General features: G+C 70.8%; 20 protein-coding genes. 8 read left to right on the forward strand and 12 right to left on the reverse strand.

Annotated features, from left to right (window positions below):
- Positions 1-5 precede the first annotated feature (5 nt).
- A complete protein-coding gene (locus tag AB0L65_RS54370; RefSeq protein WP_364264019.1) occupies positions 6-1,175 on the forward strand; it encodes an SLC13 family permease in 1,170 nt (389 codons plus the stop codon).
- On the opposite strand, the gene AB0L65_RS54375 is transcribed toward AB0L65_RS54370, so the two are convergent.
- The 4 genes from AB0L65_RS54375 to AB0L65_RS54390 all read right to left on the reverse strand — a co-directional run bounded on the left by AB0L65_RS54375 (position 1,176) and on the right by AB0L65_RS54390 (position 4,016).
- Positions 1,176-1,418 (reverse strand): hypothetical protein, encoded by a 243-nt coding sequence (locus AB0L65_RS54375; protein WP_350726341.1) that lies wholly within the window; start codon positions 1,416-1,418, stop codon positions 1,176-1,178. It lies immediately after the preceding gene.
- A 96-nt stretch (positions 1,419-1,514) separates the two neighbouring features.
- Complete coding sequence (locus tag AB0L65_RS54380) at positions 1,515-2,336, reverse strand: inositol monophosphatase family protein (protein ID WP_364264022.1); 822 nt, start codon at positions 2,334-2,336, stop codon at positions 1,515-1,517.
- 10 nt (positions 2,337-2,346) lie between these two features.
- On the reverse strand, positions 2,347-2,964 hold the full coding sequence (locus AB0L65_RS54385; protein WP_364264025.1) for a hypothetical protein: 618 nt from the start codon (positions 2,962-2,964) through the stop codon (positions 2,347-2,349).
- On the reverse strand, positions 2,964-4,016 hold the full coding sequence (locus AB0L65_RS54390) for a hypothetical protein (protein WP_364264028.1): 1,053 nt from the start codon (positions 4,014-4,016) through the stop codon (positions 2,964-2,966). The genes AB0L65_RS54385 and AB0L65_RS54390 overlap by 1 nt, the downstream gene beginning before the upstream one ends.
- A 138-nt stretch (positions 4,017-4,154) precedes the next feature.
- Here AB0L65_RS54390 and AB0L65_RS54395 point away from each other — a divergent pair, with 138 nt between their 5' ends.
- The gene (locus AB0L65_RS54395) at positions 4,155-4,940 is read left to right on the forward strand and encodes a class I SAM-dependent methyltransferase (protein WP_364264031.1); all 786 of its coding nucleotides are present in this window, start codon (positions 4,155-4,157) and stop codon (positions 4,938-4,940) included.
- A gap of 19 nt (positions 4,941-4,959) precedes the next feature.
- Here AB0L65_RS54395 and AB0L65_RS54400 read toward each other — a convergent pair whose 3' ends face one another.
- From AB0L65_RS54400 to AB0L65_RS54410, 3 genes are read right to left on the reverse strand one after another with little or no spacing between them, the layout of a single operon-like run.
- Positions 4,960-5,193 (reverse strand): helix-turn-helix transcriptional regulator, encoded by a 234-nt coding sequence (locus AB0L65_RS54400; protein ID WP_355191877.1) that lies wholly within the window; start codon positions 5,191-5,193, stop codon positions 4,960-4,962.
- Positions 5,194-5,207: 14 nt separating this feature from the next.
- Positions 5,208-6,062 (reverse strand): ABC transporter permease, encoded by an 855-nt coding sequence (locus AB0L65_RS54405; RefSeq protein ID WP_364264034.1) that lies wholly within the window; start codon positions 6,060-6,062, stop codon positions 5,208-5,210.
- Positions 6,059-6,973 (reverse strand): ABC transporter ATP-binding protein, encoded by a 915-nt coding sequence (locus AB0L65_RS54410; RefSeq protein ID WP_364264037.1) that lies wholly within the window; start codon positions 6,971-6,973, stop codon positions 6,059-6,061. Before AB0L65_RS54410 ends, AB0L65_RS54405 begins: the two co-directional genes overlap by 4 nt.
- Before the next feature lie 139 nt (positions 6,974-7,112).
- On the opposite strand from AB0L65_RS54410, the gene AB0L65_RS54415 reads away from it, so the two are divergent.
- The 4 genes from AB0L65_RS54415 (at position 7,113) to uvrB (ending at position 12,938) form a co-directional block, all read left to right on the forward strand.
- Entirely contained in the window at positions 7,113-8,717 is a 1,605-nt protein-coding gene (locus AB0L65_RS54415) for an SPFH domain-containing protein (RefSeq protein ID WP_364264040.1), read from the forward strand.
- Position 8,718: 1 nt separating this feature from the next.
- Positions 8,719-9,954: an SPFH domain-containing protein gene (locus AB0L65_RS54420; RefSeq protein WP_350726356.1), complete on the forward strand. Its 1,236-nt coding sequence runs from the start codon at positions 8,719-8,721 to the stop codon at positions 9,952-9,954.
- Between the two features lie 9 nt (positions 9,955-9,963).
- Positions 9,964-10,737, forward strand: coding sequence for a sporulation protein (locus AB0L65_RS54425; protein ID WP_364264043.1), 774 nt, complete (start codon positions 9,964-9,966; stop codon positions 10,735-10,737).
- 92 nt (positions 10,738-10,829) lie between these two features.
- Positions 10,830-12,938, forward strand: coding sequence for an excinuclease ABC subunit UvrB (gene uvrB, locus AB0L65_RS54430; protein WP_350726360.1), 2,109 nt, complete (start codon positions 10,830-10,832; stop codon positions 12,936-12,938).
- A 131-nt stretch (positions 12,939-13,069) separates the two neighbouring features.
- On the opposite strand, the gene AB0L65_RS54435 is transcribed toward uvrB, so the two are convergent.
- The 5 genes from AB0L65_RS54435 to AB0L65_RS54455 all read right to left on the reverse strand — a co-directional run bounded on the left by AB0L65_RS54435 (position 13,070) and on the right by AB0L65_RS54455 (position 18,694).
- A complete protein-coding gene (locus AB0L65_RS54435; RefSeq protein ID WP_364264046.1) occupies positions 13,070-13,831 on the reverse strand; it encodes an alpha/beta fold hydrolase in 762 nt (253 codons plus the stop codon).
- Positions 13,832-14,317: 486 nt separating this feature from the next.
- Entirely contained in the window at positions 14,318-15,193 is an 876-nt protein-coding gene (locus tag AB0L65_RS54440; protein WP_364264049.1) for an RIO1 family regulatory kinase/ATPase, read from the reverse strand.
- A 593-nt stretch (positions 15,194-15,786) separates the two neighbouring features.
- Positions 15,787-16,545: an ABC transporter permease gene (locus AB0L65_RS54445; protein WP_364264052.1), complete on the reverse strand. Its 759-nt coding sequence runs from the start codon at positions 16,543-16,545 to the stop codon at positions 15,787-15,789.
- A complete protein-coding gene (locus AB0L65_RS54450; RefSeq protein ID WP_364264055.1) occupies positions 16,542-17,480 on the reverse strand; it encodes an ATP-binding cassette domain-containing protein in 939 nt (312 codons plus the stop codon). The genes AB0L65_RS54445 and AB0L65_RS54450 overlap by 4 nt, the downstream gene beginning before the upstream one ends.
- Before the next feature lie 5 nt (positions 17,481-17,485).
- On the reverse strand, positions 17,486-18,694 hold the full coding sequence (locus AB0L65_RS54455) for a cytochrome P450 (RefSeq protein WP_364264058.1): 1,209 nt from the start codon (positions 18,692-18,694) through the stop codon (positions 17,486-17,488).
- Between the two features lie 145 nt (positions 18,695-18,839).
- On the opposite strand from AB0L65_RS54455, the gene AB0L65_RS54460 reads away from it, so the two are divergent.
- Together AB0L65_RS54460 and AB0L65_RS54465 are read left to right on the forward strand one after the other, a co-directional pair.
- Positions 18,840-19,514 (forward strand): helix-turn-helix domain-containing protein, encoded by a 675-nt coding sequence (locus AB0L65_RS54460; RefSeq protein ID WP_364264061.1) that lies wholly within the window; start codon positions 18,840-18,842, stop codon positions 19,512-19,514.
- A gap of 637 nt (positions 19,515-20,151) precedes the next feature.
- A complete protein-coding gene (locus AB0L65_RS54465; protein WP_364264064.1) occupies positions 20,152-20,712 on the forward strand; it encodes a hypothetical protein in 561 nt (186 codons plus the stop codon).
- The last annotated feature ends 69 nt before the right edge of the window (positions 20,713-20,781 follow it).

The following is a 20,781-nucleotide window of genomic DNA, read 5'->3' on the forward strand; positions in this document are numbered from 1 at the left end:
ATCGGGTGTGGCGTCTTGGCGTGCTCGACCTGATCAGGATCGGGCTGCTCATACTCGGCGTGGTGTTCGTGGCGACCGGGTTGCTGCCGTGGGAGGACGCGCTCGCCAGCCTGGACGAGATCGGGCCCCTGCTGATCTTCCTGGTCGCGATCATCGTGCTGGCCGAGCTCACCAAGGAAGCCCAGGTCTTCGACGCCATCGCGGCGAGGATGGCGGTGCTCGGACGCGGCAACTACGCCGCCCTTTTCTTTCTTTGCACCGCCTTCGCGTCATTTATCACGATATTTCTGAATCTGGACACGACGGCGGTCCTGCTCACCCCCGTCATGCTCGCCCTCGCCCCCAGGGCCCGCATCGCCGCCCTCCCCCTGGCCATGACCACGATCTGGCTGGCCAACACCGCGAGCCTGCTGCTCCCCGTCTCCAACCTGACCAACCTCCTGGGCATGGAGAAGATCGGCCTGGACGCCCAGGAGTTCGCCGCGCGCATGTGGGCCCCGCAGCTCGCCTCGATCGCGGTGACGATGGCGTTCCTGTGGGTGTTCTACTGGCGCCGCGGCGAGCGGCGCGACCTGCGCTACACCCCGCCGCTGCTGGAGCCGGTGGCCGACCGCGTGCTGTTCGGCGCCGCGTCGGCCGGCTGCCTGCTGTTCATCGCGATGCTGCTGCTCAAGACGCACGTGGCCATCGCCGCCACCGCGGCGGCCGCGATCGTCGTCGTGGCCTTCCTGGTGCGCGCCCGCGACCGCCTGACCTGGAGCCTCGTCCCGTTTCAGCTCGTGATCTTCGTGACGGGGCTGTTCCTGGTGGTGCCCACGCTCAGCAGGCACGGCCTGTCCGACCTGATGACCTGGATGGTCGGAACGGAGGGCGACCCCTACCGCACGGCCGCCGTCGGGGCCGGGCTCTCCAACACCATCAACAACCTGCCCGCCTACAAGGCGGTCGAGACCGTCATCCCGGCCGCCGACCAGGACCAGCTGCTGGCCCTGCTGGCCGGCACCAACGTGGCCCCGGTCATCACGCCGTGGGCGTCGCTGGCCACGCTGCTGTGGTTCGAGTCGTGCCGCCGCCACGAGGTCAAGGTCCCGATGCGCCGCTTCCTGCTGACCGGCACGGGCCTGGCCGTGGCCGGGCTGCTCGCCACCGTGTGGACCCTGGTGCGGTTCAGCTGATCAGGCGGCGGCCAGCGCGTAGGCGCCGGCGACCGCGTCCAGCGCCCAGCGCATCCGCACGACGTACGTCTCGGGGTGGTCGCCGGCCTCCTGCGCCACGTACGCCGCGCACCGGGCCGCGTCGCCGCCGCAGCGGCACAGCCGCTCGTCCACGGCCTCGCGGATCTGGAACGGGGACAGCCGGTCGGACGGCTGCAGAGCGGTCGCGAAGAGCACCTGCGCCAGCTCGGTCGTGGTCATCATGTCGAGCCCCTCTCCCTTGTTCCGTTCTCTCTCAATAGACCTCGAACGGGAGCGGAACTCATCGGCGAAGGACACACATGTTCTGCGGACTTCTCCTCATTCGGGCCGGAGGAGGGCGAGCAGCCCGGGGACGGCCCGGGGATGGGCGGCGACGAAGCTGCGGTCGTCGGCCGTGCCGTCGATGCACTCCTCGAACGGGCCGCCGTCCAGCGCCCTGATCTCGATGCCGGCCTCCCGGGCGAGCAGCGCGCCCGCGGGCAGGTCCACCGCCTCGGCCCGGTAGCCCACGATGCCGTCGATGTCGCCGCGCGCCAGCATCGCCCACGCCAGCAGCGGCGCCCACAGCTGCAGCACCCGCCGCGCGTTGAGCTCCAGCGCCGTGCGCAGCGCGCGTGCGGTCGCGTCGTCCCTGGTCACGCCGTAGCCCTGGGTCCAGGCCAGCAGGGGCCCGTGCGGGCTCGGCGCGTACGGGGGCGCGAGGCGTACCCCGGAGGACGACCCCGCCGGAGCGGACAGCGCCCCCCGCCCGCGGACGGCCGACCACGTCCGGTCGGAGACGGGATCGTGCACCACGCCCAGCACGGGACGCCCGCCCCGGCACAACGCCACGCCCACCACGTAGGCGGGCAGGCCGATCGCCACGTTGTTGGTGCCGTCGAGCGGGTCGACCAGCCACGTCCACTCGCCGCCCGCGGCCCCCACCAGCCCCGACTCCTCGGCGATCACCGTGTGCGACGGGTACGCCGCCAGGATGCGCTCCAGCAGCAGCTTCTCCGAGGCCAGGTCGAGGTCGGTCACCACGTCGCCCGCCTCGCCCTTGGCCCGGACACCGACCACGCCGCTCATGCCTTCCCGGAGCAGCGCCCCCGCGGCCTCGGCGGCTTCGACGGCGACCGTGCGGGCGTGATCCAGGTCCATCGGATGCCTCTCAGGTCAGGTGAGCGGTGATCAGGCGTACGGCCAGCTCGGTCTCGCGGGCGTCCAGCGGCTGCCTGGCCACGTGGTGCGGCCCGCCGCCCAGCGGCCCGAGCGACAGGTCGCGGCTGCCCGGCCGGCCCCGCCCCAGCGCGATCGTGGCCGCCTCGCCGCCCTCCGGCACGACGCTGCTGTGGAAGCGGTCGGCGGCCAGCGTGTACGTGTCGCCGGGGCCGAAGACCTCCACCAGGCCCGTCGCGTGCCGCACGGTGCGACCGGTAGGCGAGATGCGGTCGCCGTCGGCCCCGCTGACCACCTCGAAGACCCGGTGCGTGGCGTCCCGGCCGGCGTCGGTGACCACCGCGTGCACGTTGCGCACCTGGCCGTAGAGGACGTGGCTGACCAGGTCCCAGCTGTGGCAGTGGATCTGCGAGGTGGTGCTCTCGGCGTGCGCGAACGAGTCGGACCACAGGTGGAGGCACACCCCTTCGCCGCCGTCGCGCTCCAGCGGCAGGCACACGAACCCGAGCGGGTGGCGCACCGCCGTCAGGCCGCCGGACGAGAGCGTCTCCAGCGCCCAGGCCCTGGCCTCGCCCCCGATGACCCGCTGGTGGACGCCGTGATGGCTCATCACGCACCAGCTCGATCAAGCGGCTCACCGTAGGGGTCCATCGCCCGCAACGCCTTGCGGGCGATGTCGACGACGTCACGGCCGTTGTACGCCTTGGGCAGCGGGATCCCGACGCGTTCGAACAGCTCCTGAACCTCCTCGATGGTGGGCTCGTCGCTCAACGGGACCTTCTTGTACATCTCCAGCGGCACTCGCCGCGCCTGCTCGAAGCTGAGCCGCAGCTCGGTGTCGCAGTTCTCGTAGTAGAACGTGCCGGCCAGCGCGGTCATCGCCTTGTTGGGGTCCTCGACCGTCATGATCAGGCGGGTGGCCGACACGTCCCAGCGGAACGTGGTCATCGTCGAGGACAGGCCCACCGCGATGTCGAGCAGTCCGTAGCGCTGGCGGTGCCAGAAGGCGGCCAGGATCGTCGCGTACGACTCCTTCCTGGCCCGGTCGGTCGTCCACGTCTCGCCGGTGCCGTCGGGGGCGTCCGACAGCGAGCGGCGGTAGTGGGCGTACGTCTCGCACACCTCCAGGTTGGACGGGTCGATCACCTCGACCCTGACCGTGAGGTGGCGCTTGTCCCTGCGGGCCGCCGCGACGCACTCGGGCAGGGTGACCGCGCGCAGGTAGGTGCCGGTGCCGCCCTTGAAGCTCCACCGGTGGGTGTCCTTGCGCGCCTCCGCGTGCGACTGGGCGATCTCCTGGCTGCTGCCCAGCACCCGTACGAGCTGGAGCGCGTCGAGGGCCTTGCGGGTGCTGCCGACCAGCGACTCGATCTCCTGCAGGCGGGCCAGGCGCGCGGGCAGCTCGGCCAGCGCGCCCGAGGTGATCGTCTCCTCGACCGGGGCCTGGCGCGCGCGGTCGCGCAGCAGCGCGGTGGCCACCAGCGCCATGATGACCAAGGTCGCGGCGTTGACCAGCTGGGACTGCACCTCGTCGGGCACGATCTCGTTGGGCATGACGCCCACGACGCCGATCACGATCGCGAGCACCAGCGCGATGGCCCCGTCGGCGTTCTGCGCAGCCCATGGGGCGACCTGCTTCACCGCCGCCACGAACCGTGTCATCGCTCGCCCCGCCGTTCGACGATCATTCAGTCCCCGAGGTCATGGTAACGACCGCGCCAAGCGACCACCAGTACACCCAGAGCCAGGGAGCTTTATTGCCTCGAACCCGAACGGCTCCCGTGGGTAGCATCGGCTCGCATGATCATGGATCCCGAAGTGCTCGGCTACTACGAGCAGGGCGGCGAGCTGACCAGGCTGCGGCGGGGGCGCGACCGGCTGGAGTACTGGCGCACGCGTGACGTGCTGCGCCGCGTCCTGCCGCCGGCGCCCGCGCGGGTGCTCGACGTGGGAGGGGGCACCGGCGCGCACGCCGAGTGGCTGGCCGCCGACGGTTACGAGGTCGAGCTGATCGACCCGGTGCCGCTGCACGTACGGGAGGCGTCCGCGCTGCCCGGGGTGAGCGCCCGTCTGGGCGACGCCCGCGACCTGCCCGTCCCCTCCGGCCGGGCCGACGCGGCGCTGCTGCTCGGCCCGCTCTACCACCTGCCCGAACGGGCCGACCGCGTCCGCGCCCTGGCCGAGGCCAAGCGCGCCGTGCGCCCGGGCGGGCCGGTCGTGGCGGCCTTCATCAGCCGGTACGCGAGCGTGCACGACGGCGTCTACCGCGGCGGCTTCGTGGACGAGGAGTACCGGACGGCCGACTACCGGGGCCTGGAGACGGGGGTGATGATCTCGCCCAGGCCGGGCGGGTTCCGCGGTTACCTCCACGATCTCGAGGAGATCCTGGACGAGTTCGCCGACGCCGGGCTGCCGCGTCCCGACCGCTACGGCCTGGAGGGCGCCTTCTGGCTCTACGGCGACGTGGACGAGTGGCTGGACGACGACGAGCGGCGCGAGCTGCTGCTCGACGCCGCCCGCAGGCTGGAGTCGGAGCCGTCGCTCCTGGGGGTCAGCGCTCACCTCCTGGCCGTGGCGACTGCCTGACCGCGCGCCCCGGCCGCGGTCAGGCGGTCCGCTCCCCGATCCGGGGGAACGGGCTGGTCGAGAAGACCACCTCCACCGGCACCTCGAAGTATTCGGCGATCCGCAGCGCCAGGAAGAGGCTCGGGCTGTATTCCCCCCGTTCCAGGTAGCCGACGGTCTGGTAGTGGACCCCCAGGGCGTCGGCCAGCTGCCTGCGGGTCACGTTCCGCTCTGCGCGCAGCAGCGCGATGCGGTTGTAGACGGTCTCGCTCATCAGCGCGTATCTTCTCAGGTCAGCCGCTGCATCGCCTGGTGACGGCGGGCCTCCATCAGCGAGCCCGACTCGCGCCTGGCCACCCGGCGCAGGATCGGGGGAGCCGACACCAGCCCCGCCACGGCCCAGGCGAGCAGCACGAGCGTGGTCTCCACCGGCCGCCACGAGCCGCCGATCTCCGCGGCGGCGGCCGAGTCGGGCAGCAGCGCCGAGCGCATGCCCAGGCCGAGCCAGTAGAGCGGGAAGACGTGGGCGAGGCCCTGCAGCCACCCGGCGAGCGCCGTGATGGGGTAGAAGATCCCCGAAATGGCGGTGAGACCGCCGATGGCGATCATGGACAGCGCCCCCGCGCCCTGCGGGCTGCCGACCAGGGAACCGATGATCGCACCGAGCGGGAGCGCGGACAGCAGCCCCAGCAGTGCGAACGAGGCCAGCGCGAGCCATTTGCCCGGCCCGATCCCGAGCAGGCCGGGCACGAAGAACAGCCCGGCGACGAGCATCACCACCAGAGCGGAAAGGGTGGACATGGAGTGCATCGTCACCCGGCCCACGAGGTAGCCCACCATGCCTTGGGGCAGGGCCTTGGCTCTGAGCAGGGTGCCGTCCTCGCGCTCGAGGGCCAGCGAGCCCACCATGCCCAGGAGCCCGTTGAGCGGGACCATCAAGGCCAGCGTGCCCGGCAGGGAGGCCGACGCCAGCGACAGGCCGGTGCCGGGCAACTTCGCGTCGCGCTGGAAGTAGAGCACGACGACGAGGACCGCGGTGCCCGCCAGGATGCCCCCGAGGTTCGGCGGGTTGGTGAGCGAGTGCTTGAACTCGATCCAGCCCCGGGACAGGCCCAGCCGGGCGGCGTGCAGCGTGGGGGTCATGCTTCCTCCTGACGCACGATCGCCATGTAGGTGTCCTCCAGCGTGGCCCGCCGCACCTCCAGGTCGGCGATCTCCGTGCCGTGCTGCGCGAACAGCTCGCGCACGAACCCGGTGGCGTCCTGCGTGGCGTGCACGAACTGCTCGCCGCCCCGGCTCCAGCGCACCTGCGCGTCGCGCGAGACCTCGCGGGACAGACGGTCGGCGCTGCCGTCGGCCACGATCCTGCCGCCGGCCAGGATGAGGATCCGGTCGGCGAGCTTCTCCGCCTCGTCGAGGTCGTGCGTGGTGAGCAGGATGGTGGTCTCGTCGAGGTCCGACAGGCGGTGCGCGAGGTCGTGGAAGTCGCGCCGGGCCTGCGGGTCGAACCCGGCCGTCGGCTCGTCGAGGAAGAGCACCTCGGGCCGCCCGACGATGCCGATGGCGACGTCGAGGCGGCGGCGCTGGCCGCCGGAGAGCCGGTTGATCCGGTGGTCGGCGTGCTCGCCGAGCCCGACGGCCTCGATCAGCTCGCCGATGTCGAACGGCCGCCGGCCCGGGACCGCGTACGGCTCGTAGTAGCGGCTCAGGTGGTGGAGGAGCTGGCGCACCCGCCAGCGGCCGTGGTCGCGCCAGGACTGCAGCACCACGCCCAGCCTGGCCCGCCAGCGCTCGTCGCCGCGGGCCGGCACGGTGCCGAGCACGCGGACGGAGCCGGAGGAGGGCACCCGGAAGCCCTCCAGGATCTCGATCGTCGTCGTCTTGCCCGCGCCGTTCGGCCCGAGCAGGGCGATCACCTCGCCGGGTGCGACCGTGAAGCCGACGCCCCGGAGGACCTCCTTGTGGCCGTACGCCATGTGCAGGCCGTCGACCTCGATGGCGGCGGCGGTCTGGCCCGGGTCGAGACCGCCTGCGAGCTCTCTTACCGCATCCATCAATTCTCCAGATAGTAGGTCTACTACATAGATAGCACACCTACTACGGGACGCAATAGACATATGACATCCATTGCAAGCGAACAGTAAGTCGCACCCGATACGGTCGGATTCGCCTGTAGCGGAAAAGGAAGGTTCGATGTCACGACCCAGAGAGGCACTGATCCAGGCAGGTCAGGGCATAGCCCAAGCGGTTGCCCAAGGGGGTGACATGCGGCAGGCGATGGGGCAGGCCATGGGCCAGGTCGTCGACCAGGCGGGGCAGTTCGCGGGCCAGGCCCGGGGCTTCGCGCTGAACCCCCACGACTTCGCCGCGGCCCGCGACGGCGGCGCGTCGGTCGGCACGGCCATCGAGGCCAGGTCGGCCTCGCTGAACGAGGCCGGCGAGATCGTCAACCGCAGCTTCACCGAGAACGGCATGCACGTCATCTCCCCGGTGGTGATCCCCAAGGGGAGCACCGCGAAGGTGATCGTGCCGCTGGGCATCCTGGTGGTGCTCGGCCTGATCGGCGCGCTCGGCAACGTCATCCCGAACACCGACCTGTTCTTCGGCCCGCACTACTGGGTGGTGCTGGTCCTGGCGGCCGCGTTCCTGTGGTGGCGGCGCAGCGTGGTGATGGTGCCCGAGGGCTGCAAGGCCCTGATCACCCAGTTCGGCAAGCTGGTGCACATCGCGGACCCGGGCCGGGTGACGCTGTTCAACCCGTGGAAGCGGGTCAGCTACATCGTCAACACCACCCGCGAGTACCCGTTCAACGCGCCGATCAGCGAGGCGCCGACGCAGCAGGGCGTCAAGGCCAGCGTGGACCTGTTCCTGCAGTTCAGGATCGAGAACCCGGCGGAGTTCATCTTCGTGCTCGGCTCGGTCAGCGGCTTCCAGTCCAAGCTCCAGAACGCCATCAGCGAGGTCACCCGCTCCCTCATCTACGCCCAGCGGGCCGAGGAGATCTACGACCTGGTGGGCGAGAGCACGCTGGGCATGCTGGAGAGCCTCAACCAGCAGTTCCTGCCCGCCGTACGGCTCACCGACGTGAACATCACGCACGCCGAGCCGTCCAGCCAGGAATACCGGATGGACCTGGCCGCCCCCGAGATGGTCCGGGTCGCCAAGGAGGCCTACACCTACGAGTACGAGCTGCAGCTGCGCAAGGAGCAGAACGAGGGCGACCTCGTCAAGGAGCTGGCCGGGCTGCAGGAGACGCTGAGCGCCATCCAGGCGGAGATCGCCGGCTACCAGGCCCGCATGGACACCGCCCTCGAACGCGCCAGCCACCAGGCCACCGCGCAGGCCAGGCAGCGCCTGGTCGAGGCCGAGTCCACGGCCAACGCCAACGCCGCGCTCCTGGAGGCCCAGGCGCTGGACATCAGGGCGCTGTCGGCCGCGGAGGCGCCCGAGATCCTCGACTACCGCTTCCAGCAGGACCTGCTGAACAAGCTGGAGTCCGTCGCCACCAGGCTGCCGCAGGTCGTGCAGGTGGGCGAGCAGACCGACATCGACTTCCTGGCCCTGGCCCAGCAGTTGGTGGGCGGCAAGGACGCGGCGCTGTTCTCCGCCGAGGACATGGCCGCCATCCGGTCCAGGCTCGACGAGATCGGTTCCCGCGTGCAGGGCCGCGAGGCCGAGATCGCCGCCCTGCTCAAGAAGGCCACCGCCGATGTGACCGAGCCCCAGGCGGCGCCGGAGCCCGACGCGGAACTGGAGCGCACCGTCGAACGCCTGCTGCCCGGGAAGGGGGAGATCTGACATGAGCCGCGAATTCTCGAAGATCAAGGAGTCGCTGGCCTCCTGGGGCGACATCCGCCAGCTCCTGCGGGGCGGCGAGCAGGGCCAGCTCGTCCCCGTCGTGATCCCCAAGGACCGGCGTGGCTTCGCCTGGATGGCGCTGGTGTTCCTGGGGCTGTACTTCGCCGGGATGGCGGCCCTGACCGACCTCACCCTGATCGCCGCGCTGCTGGCGCTGTTCTTCCTGGTCGTGGCCATGGTCACGATGTGGCGCAAGGCGATCATCGAGATCGAGGAGGGCACCACCGGCGTACGCAGCCGCTGGGGCGCCATCACCGGCACCCTCCCGCCGGGCCGCCACTACCTGTGGCTGCCGTGGGACCGGGTGGACGCGGTCGTCGACACCTCCACGGAGATCCCGTACTCGGCGCCGATCGTGGCCTGCCCCACGGCCGAGAACGTGCCGCTGAAGTCGATCGAGTTCTTCCTCAAGTTCCGCATCGTGGACCCCGTCGCGTTCGTCCGCACGATCGGCGCGGGCAACTTCGACCTCGTGCTCTCCAGCGCGGTGCAGGACGCGATCAGGCAGCGCAGCCGCCGCGTCAACACCGAGCGCGCGTACGACCTGCGCGGCTCCGACGTCGGCGACATGCAGGACGCGCTCAACCGCCAGCTCGGCCGGTACGGCGTGCGCATCACGGGCGCCAACATCCCCGACGTCCAGCTGCCCGACCAGTACCAGCAGCACCTGGCCACCCGCGAGAAGGTGGCCAAGGAGCTCTCGGCCTACGAGCGCGAGTGGGAGCTGACCCGCAAGCGCCGCATCGACACCCTGCTGATGGAGATCGAGCGCTCCAAGAAGACCCGTGACGCCCGCGTCGTCGAGGTCAAGGCCGCCCACAACACGGCGCGCAAGGACGTGGCGCGCATGCTGGAGGAGCAGGAGACCGAGGCGCAGCGCGTGACATGGGAGATCGAGGCGCGCGGCCGGGCCGAGCTGACCGCCGCCGAGAACGAGGCCAAGGCGTTGCGCCGGCTGGCCGAGTCGTACCGGGACAACCGGGCCGTGCTGCAGTACGAGCTGGCCCGCAGGCGCCTCGACGTGGGCGCCAAACTCGCGGAGAACGCCCCCCAGCCGCTGGTCGTACGCACCCAGCAGGGCCAGTCGGACTCCGCGCTCTCCACCCTCCTCCTTGCCCAGTTGCTCCCCCGCATCTCGGGCACGGGTCAAGTGAACGGCCAGACACCTTCCGCTTAGGAGAACCCCATGGTGTTCCGCAAATTGATGGCCGCGTTCGGTGCGGGCGTCGAGGTAGACACGGTGTTGACCAACACGGGCGTGCGTCCCGGCGAGATCCTGCGCGGCGTCGTCCACTTCCGTGGCGGCAACTCCGACTACAAGGTCGAGGGCATCCACATCGACCTGACCGCGGTGGTCGAGGTCGAGTCGGGCGACAACGAGTACAAGACGGCCTACAGCTTCCTGCGCCAGCAGGTCGCCGGGACGTTCCAGCTCGCCGCGGGCGCGCAGCACCAGCAGCCCTTCGAGATCCAGGTCCCCTGGGAGACGCCGATCAGCGCCATCGCCGGGCATCCGCTGCACGGCATGAAGCTGGGCGTCCAGACGGAGCTGGCGCTGGCGGGCGCGCTCGACAAGGGCGACCTCGACCCGCTGTACGTGAGCCCGTTGCCCGCGCAGGACCACGTCATCGCCGCGCTCGACCGGCTGGGCTTCCGGTTCAAGAAGGCCGACCTGGAGCGCGGCACGCTGTACGGCTCGACGATGCCGTTCTTCCAGGAGATCGAGTACTACGCGGGCGGGCAGTGGCGGCGCCACTTCAACGAGCTCGAACTGACGTTCATCGCCGGGGCGCGGCAGATGGACGTCATCCTGGAGGCCGACAAGCGGGGCGGCTTCCTGACCTCCAGCCACGACGCGTACAACCGCTTCACCGTGCGTTACGACGACCCGCCGCACTCGGCGGACGGGGCGCTGCAGCGCGGCCTGGAGCAGATGGCCCGCCACCGCGGCTGGTTCTGACCGGTAACCGTCGCCGGGGCGCGGGGACCCCGGCGGCGGAGGTCAGAGGGGGCGCGACCCTTTCTGTCGGTCGGGACGCCTACAGTGGCACCATGCGACCGGTCACAGATTTGCAGCGGAAGGTGGCGCCCTTCGAGGTCGTCACCGAGATGACTCCCTCCGGCGACCAGCCCACGGCCATCGCCGAGCTGGAGCGCCGCGTCAAGGCCGGAGAGAAGGACAACGTGCTGCTGGGTGCCACCGGCACCGGCAAGACCGCCACCATCGCCTGGCTGATCGAGCGGCTGCAGCGGCCCGCGCTGGTCATGCAGCCCAACAAGACCCTCGCCGCGCAGTTCGCCAACGAGCTGCGGGAGATGCTGCCCAACAACGCGGTCGAATATTTCGTTTCTTATTACGATTATTACCAGCCTGAGGCGTACGTCCCGCAGAGCGACACGTACATCGAGAAGGACTCCTCGATCAACGACGAGGTCGAGCGGCTGCGCCACTCGGCGACCAACTCGCTGCTCACCCGCCGCGACACCATCGTGGTCGCCTCCGTGTCGTGCATCTACGGCCTGGGCACGCCGCAGGAATACGTCGACCGCATGGCCAGGCTGCGCGTCGGCATGGACGTCGACCGCGACCAGCTCCTGCGCCGCCTGGTCGACATGCAGTACACGCGCAACGACCTGGCCTTCACCCGGGGCACGTTCCGGGTCCGGGGCGACACGATCGAGATCATCCCGAAGTACGAAGAGCTGGCCGTGCGCATCGAGATGTTCGGCGACGAGATCGAGAAGCTCTCGACCATGCACCCGCTGACCGGCGAGGTGATCACGGAGGACGAGGAGCTCTACATCTTCCCCGCCTCCCACTACGTCGCGGGCGAGCAGCGCATGGCCGCCGCCGTGGGAGGCATCGAGGCGGAGCTGGCCGCGCGGCTGGAGGAGCTGGAGCGCCAGGGCAAGCTGCTGGAGGCGCAGCGGCTGCGGATGCGCACGACGTACGACATCGAGATGATGCGGCAGATCGGCACCTGCTCCGGCATCGAAAACTACTCGCGCCACATGGACGGGCGCGAGGCCGGCAGCGCGCCCAATACGCTGCTCGACTACTTCCCCGAGGACTTCCTGCTGGTCCTCGACGAGTCCCACCAGACCGTGCCGCAGATCGGCGCCATGTACGAAGGCGACGCCTCCCGCAAGCGCACGCTGGTCGAGCACGGCTTCCGGCTGCCGTCGGCGCTCGACAACCGGCCGCTGAAGTGGGAGGAGTTCCTCGAGCGCATCGGCCAGACCGTCTACCTGTCGGCCACGCCGGGGCCTTACGAGCTGGGGCGGGCCAAGGGCGAGGTCGTCGAGCAGGTCATCCGCCCGACCGGCCTGGTCGACCCCGAGATCGTGGTCAAGCCGACCAAGGGCCAGATCGACGACCTGGTCCACGAGATCCGCCAGCGGGCCGAGCGCGACGAGCGCGTGCTGGTCACCACGCTGACGAAGAAGATGTCCGAAGACCTCACCGACTACCTCCTGGAGCTCGGCATCCGGGTGCGCTACCTGCACAGCGAGGTCGACACGCTGCGCCGCATCGAGCTGCTGCGGGAGCTGCGCACGGGCGAGTTCGACGTGCTCGTCGGCATCAACCTGCTGCGCGAGGGCCTCGACCTGCCCGAGGTGTCGCTGGTGGCCATCCTCGACGCCGACAAGGAGGGCTTCCTGCGCTCGGAGACGTCGCTGATCCAGACCATCGGCCGCGCCGCCCGTAACGTGTCCGGCCAGGTCCACATGTACGCCGACAAGATCACGCCGTCCATGGAGCGGGCGATCGACGAGACGAACCGGCGGCGGGCCAAGCAGATGGCCTACAACGAGGCCAACGGCATCGACCCGCAGCCGCTGCGCAAGAAGATCGCCGACATCCTCGACTCCCTGCAGCGCGAGGACGCCGACACCGACCGGCTCTTGGGCGGCGGCCGCCAGCAGTCGCGCGGCAAGGCTCCGGTGCCCGGCTTCGGCGCGCGGCAGGCCGGCCAGCACGCCAAGGCCATCGCCGGCGAGATGCCGCGGGCGCAGATGGAGTCGCTGATCGAGTCGCTGACCGAGCAGATGCACCAGTCGGCGGCCGACCTGCAGTTCGAGGTGGCGGCGCGGCTGCGCGACGAGATCAAGGAGCTCAAGCGCGAGCTCCGCGACATGCGCGAGGCCGGCATCAAGTAACGCCCGCAAGGCGCCTCCTCCTCGTACGGAGGAAGAGGCGCCTTCTGTACGCATGCCATCGGGCGGGCGCCTGCCGGGCGCGCGACTTCGGCCGCCTGCCGGGCGCTGGGCTGGGGCCGCCGGGCGTCGGGCTAGGGGAGGAAATCCGCCAGAGTGCGGGCGAAGGCCTCGGGGTTGTCGAGCATGATGCTGTCCCCCGACTCGGGAACGCCGACCACCCGGACCCCGCTCGCCCGCAGGCTGTCGGCGTCCTCGGGCGGCTCGCCCTCCGGGTGCAGGAAGGCGCGGGGGATCGGGAGGTCCTGCAGGAGCCGGCGCATGGTGGGCGTGGTGCCCGCGCTCAGGCTGACGGCCGTACGGTGGAGCCCGCGCGGGTCCGCCAGCCGCATGGCGGACCACCAGTGCGGCCCCACGCGTTCGCGCACCTCCTTCCACCCGTGCGACACGAACGCCTCCTCCGTGTAGCTCGCGATGCCACTGCCACCCGGCCGGACGGAAGCCGGGGGATTGGGGTCGAGGTCGGCGTCCACGAGCACCAGATTGGCGATCAGCTCCGGATGACGAGAGGCGAGAACGATCGCCACCGCGCCGCCCATGCTGTGGGCGATCACCGACGCCCCGGCGACCCCCGCCTTGCGCAACGCTTCGGCCAGGGCGTCGGCATGGGTCTCGAGCGTGTAGGCGAAGTCTCGGGGGCGGTCGCTGATCCCGAACCCGAGCAGGTCGATCAGCAGGGAACGGTGCTGCGGCAGGAGGGGGTGCGCGGCGACCTCGGCGTAGTAGGGGGCCGAGGTCGCACCGAGACCGTGCACGTAGACCCGCGACGGCTCCGCACCCGGCAGCTCTACCCAGCGGATGCGAGCGCCGCTGGGGTGGACGACGGCATCGTGCATGACGGCCCTCCTCGTCGTATATCGGGGCCAATATACCTACGACCTGTGTAAACAATCGGCAGCCCGACGCCCCCGCACGTCACCCCCACCACCGACAACACACGCAACCCACACGCCCCAGCGCCAGCCACGCGGTATCCCGCGATCCGGCGGTCGGGGATGGTGCGCAGCCCTGTGGTGCAGCGGTCGGCCTGCGGTGTCCCGAGCTCCAGCGACCGACCGGCACGCGGTGTCCCGCGGCCTAGCGGCCGACCTGCGGTGTTCCGCGCCCCAGCGGCCGGCGGCGGCGCGCCACTCCGGCCCCGCGTTTGGCGCCGTAACCCATCCCCCGGGAGCTGCCACCTCCACCCTGGCACCCGAGGGACCGCCACCCCGCGTCCACGGCACCTTCCAGCCGCCCCGCGCCGCCATCCGGCCGTCCTGCGTCGCCATCCGCGCGGCGGCGCGTTGCAGAAGGTCGAGCGGCGGGACGAGAGCCGGGATCGATCACAGGGACAGGCCGGCCTCTTTGCGGAGGAGTGCGGCGAGGGAGTCCGGGTCGGCGGCCGGGACGCCCTTGGCGGCGAACCAGGTGGCGACGTTGTGGGCGTCCCGGTCCAGGAACGAGGGGCCGGTCGGGTGGGCGATCACGTCCACGATCTGCGGCAGGTCGATGATCACCAGCCTGCCGTCATGGACCAGCAGGTTGTACGGCGACAGGTCCCCATGGGCCAGCCCCTCCCTGGCCAGCGTGACCATGGCCGCCACGAGCTGCTCCCACAGCCCGTCCAGGTCGTCGGACACCTGCGCCAGCCGCGGCGCCGCGTAACCGTCCCGGGTCCCGATGAACTCCTGCAGGATCTCCGTCTCCACGATCTGCACCGGGTACGGCACGGGAACCCCGAGCTCCCACAACCGGCACAACGCCCCGAACTCGGCGACCGCCCACTGGGCGGCGATGACCTGCTTGCCGAACGCGGTGCGGTTGGCCATGGCGCGGTTCATGCGGCTCTCGCGGGTCCTGCGGCCCTCCAGGTAGCCGGAATCACGGTGGAACAGCCGGTGATCGGAGGAGCGGTAGCGCTTGGCGGCCAGCAGGCAGACCCGGTCCGTGCCGGGCACCCCCCGCGAGATCAGATGGACGTCGGCTTCCTTGCCGGTCTTGAGCACGCCGTGCTCGGTGTCGACGGCGGCCAGCTCGGTGACGAGCCAGTCGGGGTACGGCTTGGGCCCCTTCTCCGTGGGAGTGCTCTGGTCCCAGGTGGACCAGCGGTCACCCTCGGGCGGTCCGTCGTCGGTCTCGGGAGTGCTCTCCAGCCATTCGAGGTCGTCGGCGTCGAGGGCGTACTTGCCACGGGTGCGGTGCTGCGAGTGCTTGGGCACGGTGGGATTGCTCCAGGTGTGAGGCCCACCGGCTCGTCGATCAGGTCAGCGAGTGCGCGGTGGGAAGGTCTGAGGACGCGGAAAACGGCACGCGAACAGTCGTCATCACGGTCTCACCCTCCCTTCGCGGCACAGCGCGGCGATCATGGTCAAGCCGCTGCCAAGCGATCAACTCGGTCCCGAGTATCCCGGCCCACGTACGGCCCTCGCAACCGATTAAATGACGCCCCGCCGCCACCCTTGTCGTTGTCACCCCGGGGGCGGGGTGGGGCAGGACTATGCGACGGCCGGTTCGGCGTGGGGTGACCCGGTGGCGGTCTCGAGCCACGCCCGTGGTTGCCCTGGCCACCGCTCTGACGGCGGGCAGCCGGATCGTCGGCGGGACGGCGCGCGGGCCGTCGTGGACGGCCGACAAGTCCCGCCACCCGGGTCGGCGGCACCATCGGACGCACCCAGATGCGCACCGCCACACACGCCCAGATGCGGACCACCACCCGTACCCAGATGCGGGACCGTCACCTGGAGCTGAGGAGCCGTCCCCATCGATCAGCCGGAGTGACAGCGAGGTCGGCGTGCACGACTGTGGGCGGAGCTCATCGGTTGTACAGCCTGCGTGCCCACAGATATCCGGCCAGGGCGATGCCCGCGCTCCAGACGGCTGCCTCCAGGAAGCTGGAGGCGGCCGGGCGACCGGCCAGCAGCGCGCGCAGCGTCTCGATGACAGGGGTGAACGGCTGGTGCTCCGCGAACCAGCGCAACCCGCTCGGCATCGACTCGGTCGGTACGAAACCGCTGCCGAGGAACGGCAGCAGCATCAGTGGCATCGGCAGGTTGCTGGCCGTGGTGACGCTCTTGGAGACCAGCGCGAGCGCGACCGACAGCCAGGTGATGGCGAAGGTGAACATGGCCAGCACGCCGACCACACCGAGCCAGTCCAGCGCGGAGGCCGACGGGCGGAAGCCGATCAGCACGGCCACAAGGGTCACCGCCGCGATCGCGATGAACGTCTGCACCATCGCCCCGAGCACGTGCCCGGTGAGCACCGAGACGCGGGCGATGGCCATGGTCTTGAACCTGGCGATGATGCCCTCGGTCATGTCGGTGGCCACCGAGATCGCGGTCCCCTGCGCGGCACCGGCGATGGCCGTGATCATGATGCCGGGGGTGAGGTAGCCGACATAGGCGGCGCGGCCTCCGCCGATGCCCGCGCCCATGGTGCCGCCCAAGACGTACACGAACAGCAGCAGGAACACCACGGGGACGGCGGCGAACGTGAAGATCAGCGAGGGGTAGCGCCAGATGTGTGTGACCTGGCGGCGCAGCATCGTCGCCGAGTCGATGATCGCTCTCATCGGGAGGGCTCCTTGGTCAGGGAGAGGAAGACGTCGTCCAGGTCGGGTGTGCGCACCGACAGCTCGGCGACGTCGATGGCCTGGGTGTCCAGCCACTCCAGGAGCTTCTTCAGCGTCCTGACACCACCGGAGTCGGGGATCTGGACGGTGAGCGCCGCGTCGTTGCGCGAGGTGGCGCCGACGTGCGGGGCGGCCCTGCGGTAGCCGTCGGCGTCGGCGAAGCGCACGACGATGTGGCCGCCGGGGACCAGCCGCTTGAGCTCCTCCGGGGTGCCCTCGGCCACCAGCTCGCCCTGGCTGAGCAGCGCGATGCGGTCGGCGAGCTCGTCGGCCTCCTCCAGGTACTGCGTGGTCAGGAAGACGGTCACGCCGTCCTGCCCGACCAGGTCCCTGACGATCTGCCACATGGTGCGGCGGCTGCGCGGGTCCAGGCCGGTGGTCGGCTCGTCAAGGAAGATCAGCCTGGGTGTGCCGACCATGGTCATGGCGAGGTCGAGCCGGCGCCGCATGCCGCCCGAATAGGACACCGCCGGCTTGCGCGCGGCGTCGGTGAGGTCGAAGCGCTCCAGCAGCTCGCGGGCTCGTTCACGGCCCCTGGAGCGGCCGAGGTGGAGCAGGTCGGCCATGAGCCGCAGGTTCTCCTCGCCGGTGAGGAAGCTGTCGACTGCGGAGAACTGGCCGGTGACGCCGATCGCGGCGCGCACCTTGTCGGGTTCTCGGGCCAGGTCGTGCCCGGCCACCCGGATCTCGCCGGCGTCGCCCCTGATCAGGGTGGACAGGATCTGCACCATGGTGGTCTTGCCCGCGCCGTTGGGGCCGAGCAGGGAGAAGATCGTGCCCTGCGGGATGGTGAGGTCGATGCCGTCCAGTACGCGGTGCGAGCCGTACGACTTGCGCAGTCCCGCCACCGAGATGGCAGGTTCGATGGTCCGCACAGTCGTCACCCTCGGTCCCAGGTGACGGGCAGGTTGCGCACGCCGTAGATCTGCGAGGGGTCGGTGCGCAGCGGCACCTCTTCCGCCGGTACGGCGAGCCGCAGCGTCGGGAACCGGGTGAGCAGCGCGGGGAAGGCGACGCGCATCTCGACGCGGGCGAGCTGCTGGCCGAGGCACTGGTGGACGCCGTGGCCGAAGGCCAGGTGCCCGGTGGCCGAGCGGCGCAGGTCGAGCACGTCGGGGTCGGAGAACTTGGCCGGGTCCCTGTTGGCGGCGTTGAGCGCGATGATGACCGTGTCGCCGGCCTTGAGCTGCCTGTCGCCGAGCTCGACGTCCTCCAGCACGCCGCGCATGCCCATGGCGGCGATGGACAGGTGGCGCAGCAGCTCCTCCACGGCGCCGGCGGCCAGGCCGGGGTCGTCGCGCAGGGCGGCCAGCTGGGCCGGGTCGCGCAGCAGGGCGAAGGTGCCGAGCGCGAGCATGTTGGCGGTGGTGTCGAGGCCGGCGCCGAGCAGGAAGGCGGCCACGCCGCCGAGCTCCTCGTCGGTCAGGTCGCCTGCCGTGGCCAGGTCGCTGAGCAGGTCGTCGGTCGGGTTCGCGCGCTTGGCGAGCGCGAGCGTCCGGAGGTAGTCGCCGAGCTCGATGAACGCGGTGTACTGCGCCTCGGGCTCTACGGCGTCCGAGAGGGTTCGCGTGGCGGTCTGGAACTGTTCGCGGTCCTCGTACGGCACGCCGAGCAGCTCGCAGATCATCAGCGCGGGAATGGGCTGGGCGAAGACCTCGACGAGGTCGGCGGGCGGCCCCTGCCGCTCCATCGCGTCGAGCCGCTCACGGGTGATCTCGGTGACCCGCTCGGTGAGCAGGTTCATCCTGCGGACCGTGAACTTGCCCGCCAGCAGCTTGCGGAAGCGGGTGTGCTGGGGCGCGTCCATGCCGGTCAGGTCGCCGGCGGGGGCGGGCGGCAGGTACCCGCCCATCTGCGGGTAGTAGTGGGTCTCGTAGCGGGAGCTGAAACGCGGGTCGGCGAGGATCTGGCGGACCAGCCCGTAACCGGTGACCAGCCAGACGCCGGGGGAGCCCTCGGGCGCGGCCAGCCGGGCGATCGGCTGCTCGGCACGCAGCGCGGTGACCTCGGGAGCGGGATCGAAGGGGCAGGCGGGTGCGCGGTCGAGGGAAGGGCTGACCGGCTCATCGCGATAGTACGTGTTCGACATGCTCTGAAAGCTACGTTGCATTCAAAAGAGCTGCAATCAATGGAATCCGTATGTGCAGGTGAGAGTAGGCAAATTGATGCAATGACGCTGGACTCGAACGCAATGATTCGTTGCACTGAGTGGCCGCGAACGCAACAATGGCGTCATGTCACAAGGAAGGTTGACCCAGCGGGACCGCCAGCGCATCGCGGCCGGCCTCGCCGAAGGGCGTTCCTACGCCGAGATCGCCAGGCGGCTGGACCGGCCGACCTCGACGATCAGCCGGGAGGTCGGCCGCAACGGCGGCCCCGGCGGTTACCGGCCCGAGCAGGCGCACCGGGCGACGGAGCGGCGGGCGCGGCGCGGCACGCCGGCTCTCCGGTTCGCGGCCGGGCCGCCGGACGGCGAGCTGGGGGACGAGGTCATCGAGATGGCGGTCCGGATGGGGTTGCCGAAGATGATGGCGCGCGTGCTCGTCGCCCTGTGGCTGAGCGAGGACGGCCGACTCGCCGCGGCCGAGCTGACGAGCAGGCTGAAGGTAAGCCCTGCCTCGGTCTCCATGGCGGTGGGTTACCTGATTCAGCAGGGGCTGATCGGGCGCGAGCGCGATCCGCGGCGGCGTCGCGACATCTACACGGTCGACGACAATTCCTGGTACCAGTCGATCGTGACCAGCTCGCGGCAGACCCTGGAGGCGGCGGAGCTGGCGAAGGCGGCGGGGGAGACGTTCGGCCTCGACACGCCCGTGGGGCGCCGGCTGGCCAAGGGCGGAGCATACCTGGAGCGGATCGGCCTGGACACGCTGGAGTCGGGCCGGCGCTGGCGCGACCTCCTGTCGTGATCGTCCCAGCGGACGACCTCCTGACCACGGCCGTCCGGTCTGCCGACGGCGCGATGCCTTCAAGCGTGCCGGGTAGGCTCACCCGACGGGCGCCGAGGCGGCCAACGCCCGTCAGGACGGCGAGGTGGCGGGTGTCCGTCTGGACGGCGAGGTGGCCGGCGTCCGTCAGGGTGGCGACGGCGTCACGGCTGCCTGCCGCGACGCGGGCCGATCGGCCGGTCGGGCCCGGCGGTACCCACGGCACGGTACGCCGCCGCGTCCGGCCGGACGCGCCCAAACCCGTCACCGCCATCCACCCGCGGACATCTTGCCTTCGGGGCGGCTCCAGTGGGACTGCGTGCGCCGTACCGGTCCATGAGAGCGCGTACGGTCGCTGTGGCGGTCCGCTCGCCGACCCAGAGGCGGCGGCCGACGACCGTGTCCGTCGAGCCCTCGGCCGGCAACGCCACCACCTCCCGCTCACGACGGGACAACGCGGGCGGTGGCGCGGCACCGGGCCCGTCCGGTCGTGCACGGATCCGACGTGCTGCGCGCGGTTCGACGCGGGAGGAAAGCCGAGGTCCTGCGGTGCCGAGCTCGTGGGTCGTTCCGCAAAAATGCGGTGCGATGGATCCGGCCGGGCTTGTACGGTGCGGGCATGCGACGCTGCCCGGAATGTGACCATTGGGAGCCCGCCGGAGCCCCCGGCTGCGCCCGGTGTGCCGGGCTGGTCGACGGGATCGTGGAAGAGGGCTGGCGCGCGTTCCTCGAACGGGAGTTCGGCACCACCCGGCCACCGGACGAGCGCCTCATCGCCGAGATGGTCACCGACGAGCCCGACAAGCATCCGTGGCGCGTGGTGGACGCCGCCTACGACCGCCTGACCTGCCCCGAGTGCGGCGATCGGCTCAGCAGGGGCCGGGCCGGATGCGCCTCCTGCGATCTGGCCAACGGCTTCCGCTACTCCGCCATCGAGATCGACCGCCCCGCCGTCCCGCCCGGTAACGAGCACGGGCTGCGGGTGAACGTGGCCGTCACCCGCCGTACGTCCGGGGTCTCGGAGTCCGAGGTGCTGCTGCGGCGGCTGTCGCTGCCCATCCTCATCGAGGGCCGGCTCCCCACCCGAGCCCAGGCCCAGGCCACCAAGGCCCTGGCCAACGGCGGCGCCACGGAGGCGGAGCTCGCGGCGTTCATATACCGGGAGTGGGACGACGCCTGAGTCGCCGCCCCTGCTGGCCTGCGGCAGACGCCGTGGTGCCGGGGATTCGACGCCAGTGCAGCCCCACGG

Source organism: Nonomuraea sp. NPDC052116, from assembly GCF_040680035.1.
Taxonomy (GTDB): domain Bacteria; phylum Actinomycetota; class Actinomycetes; order Streptosporangiales; family Streptosporangiaceae; genus Nonomuraea; species Nonomuraea angiospora_A.

What these genes read in the sequence shown, in the direction of transcription:
- AB0L65_RS54375 (WP_350726341.1), bottom strand. Translation starts at nt 1,418, where the DNA reads ATGATGACCACGACCGAGCTGGCGCAGGTGCTCTTCGCGACCGCTCTG.
- AB0L65_RS54380 (WP_364264022.1), bottom strand. Translation starts at nt 2,336, where the DNA reads ATGGACCTGGATCACGCCCGCACGGTCGCCGTCGAAGCCGCCGAGGCC.
- AB0L65_RS54385 (WP_364264025.1), bottom strand. Translation starts at nt 2,964, where the DNA reads ATGAGCCATCACGGCGTCCACCAGCGGGTCATCGGGGGCGAGGCCAGG.
- AB0L65_RS54390 (WP_364264028.1), bottom strand. Translation starts at nt 4,016, where the DNA reads ATGACACGGTTCGTGGCGGCGGTGAAGCAGGTCGCCCCATGGGCTGCG.
- AB0L65_RS54395 (WP_364264031.1), top strand. Translation starts at nt 4,155, where the DNA reads ATGATCATGGATCCCGAAGTGCTCGGCTACTACGAGCAGGGCGGCGAG.
- AB0L65_RS54400 (WP_355191877.1), bottom strand. Translation starts at nt 5,193, where the DNA reads ATGAGCGAGACCGTCTACAACCGCATCGCGCTGCTGCGCGCAGAGCGG.
- AB0L65_RS54405 (WP_364264034.1), bottom strand. Translation starts at nt 6,062, where the DNA reads ATGACCCCCACGCTGCACGCCGCCCGGCTGGGCCTGTCCCGGGGCTGG.
- AB0L65_RS54410 (WP_364264037.1), bottom strand. Translation starts at nt 6,973, where the DNA reads ATGGATGCGGTAAGAGAGCTCGCAGGCGGTCTCGACCCGGGCCAGACC.
- AB0L65_RS54415 (WP_364264040.1), top strand. Translation starts at nt 7,113, where the DNA reads ATGTCACGACCCAGAGAGGCACTGATCCAGGCAGGTCAGGGCATAGCC.
- AB0L65_RS54420 (WP_350726356.1), top strand. Translation starts at nt 8,719, where the DNA reads ATGAGCCGCGAATTCTCGAAGATCAAGGAGTCGCTGGCCTCCTGGGGC.
- AB0L65_RS54425 (WP_364264043.1), top strand. Translation starts at nt 9,964, where the DNA reads ATGGTGTTCCGCAAATTGATGGCCGCGTTCGGTGCGGGCGTCGAGGTA.
- uvrB (WP_350726360.1), top strand. Translation starts at nt 10,830, where the DNA reads ATGCGACCGGTCACAGATTTGCAGCGGAAGGTGGCGCCCTTCGAGGTC.
- AB0L65_RS54435 (WP_364264046.1), bottom strand. Translation starts at nt 13,831, where the DNA reads ATGCACGATGCCGTCGTCCACCCCAGCGGCGCTCGCATCCGCTGGGTA.
- AB0L65_RS54445 (WP_364264052.1), bottom strand. Translation starts at nt 16,545, where the DNA reads ATGAGAGCGATCATCGACTCGGCGACGATGCTGCGCCGCCAGGTCACA.
- AB0L65_RS54455 (WP_364264058.1), bottom strand. Translation starts at nt 18,694, where the DNA reads ATGTCGAACACGTACTATCGCGATGAGCCGGTCAGCCCTTCCCTCGAC.
- AB0L65_RS54460 (WP_364264061.1), top strand. Translation starts at nt 18,840, where the DNA reads ATGTCACAAGGAAGGTTGACCCAGCGGGACCGCCAGCGCATCGCGGCC.
- AB0L65_RS54465 (WP_364264064.1), top strand. Translation starts at nt 20,152, where the DNA reads ATGCGACGCTGCCCGGAATGTGACCATTGGGAGCCCGCCGGAGCCCCC.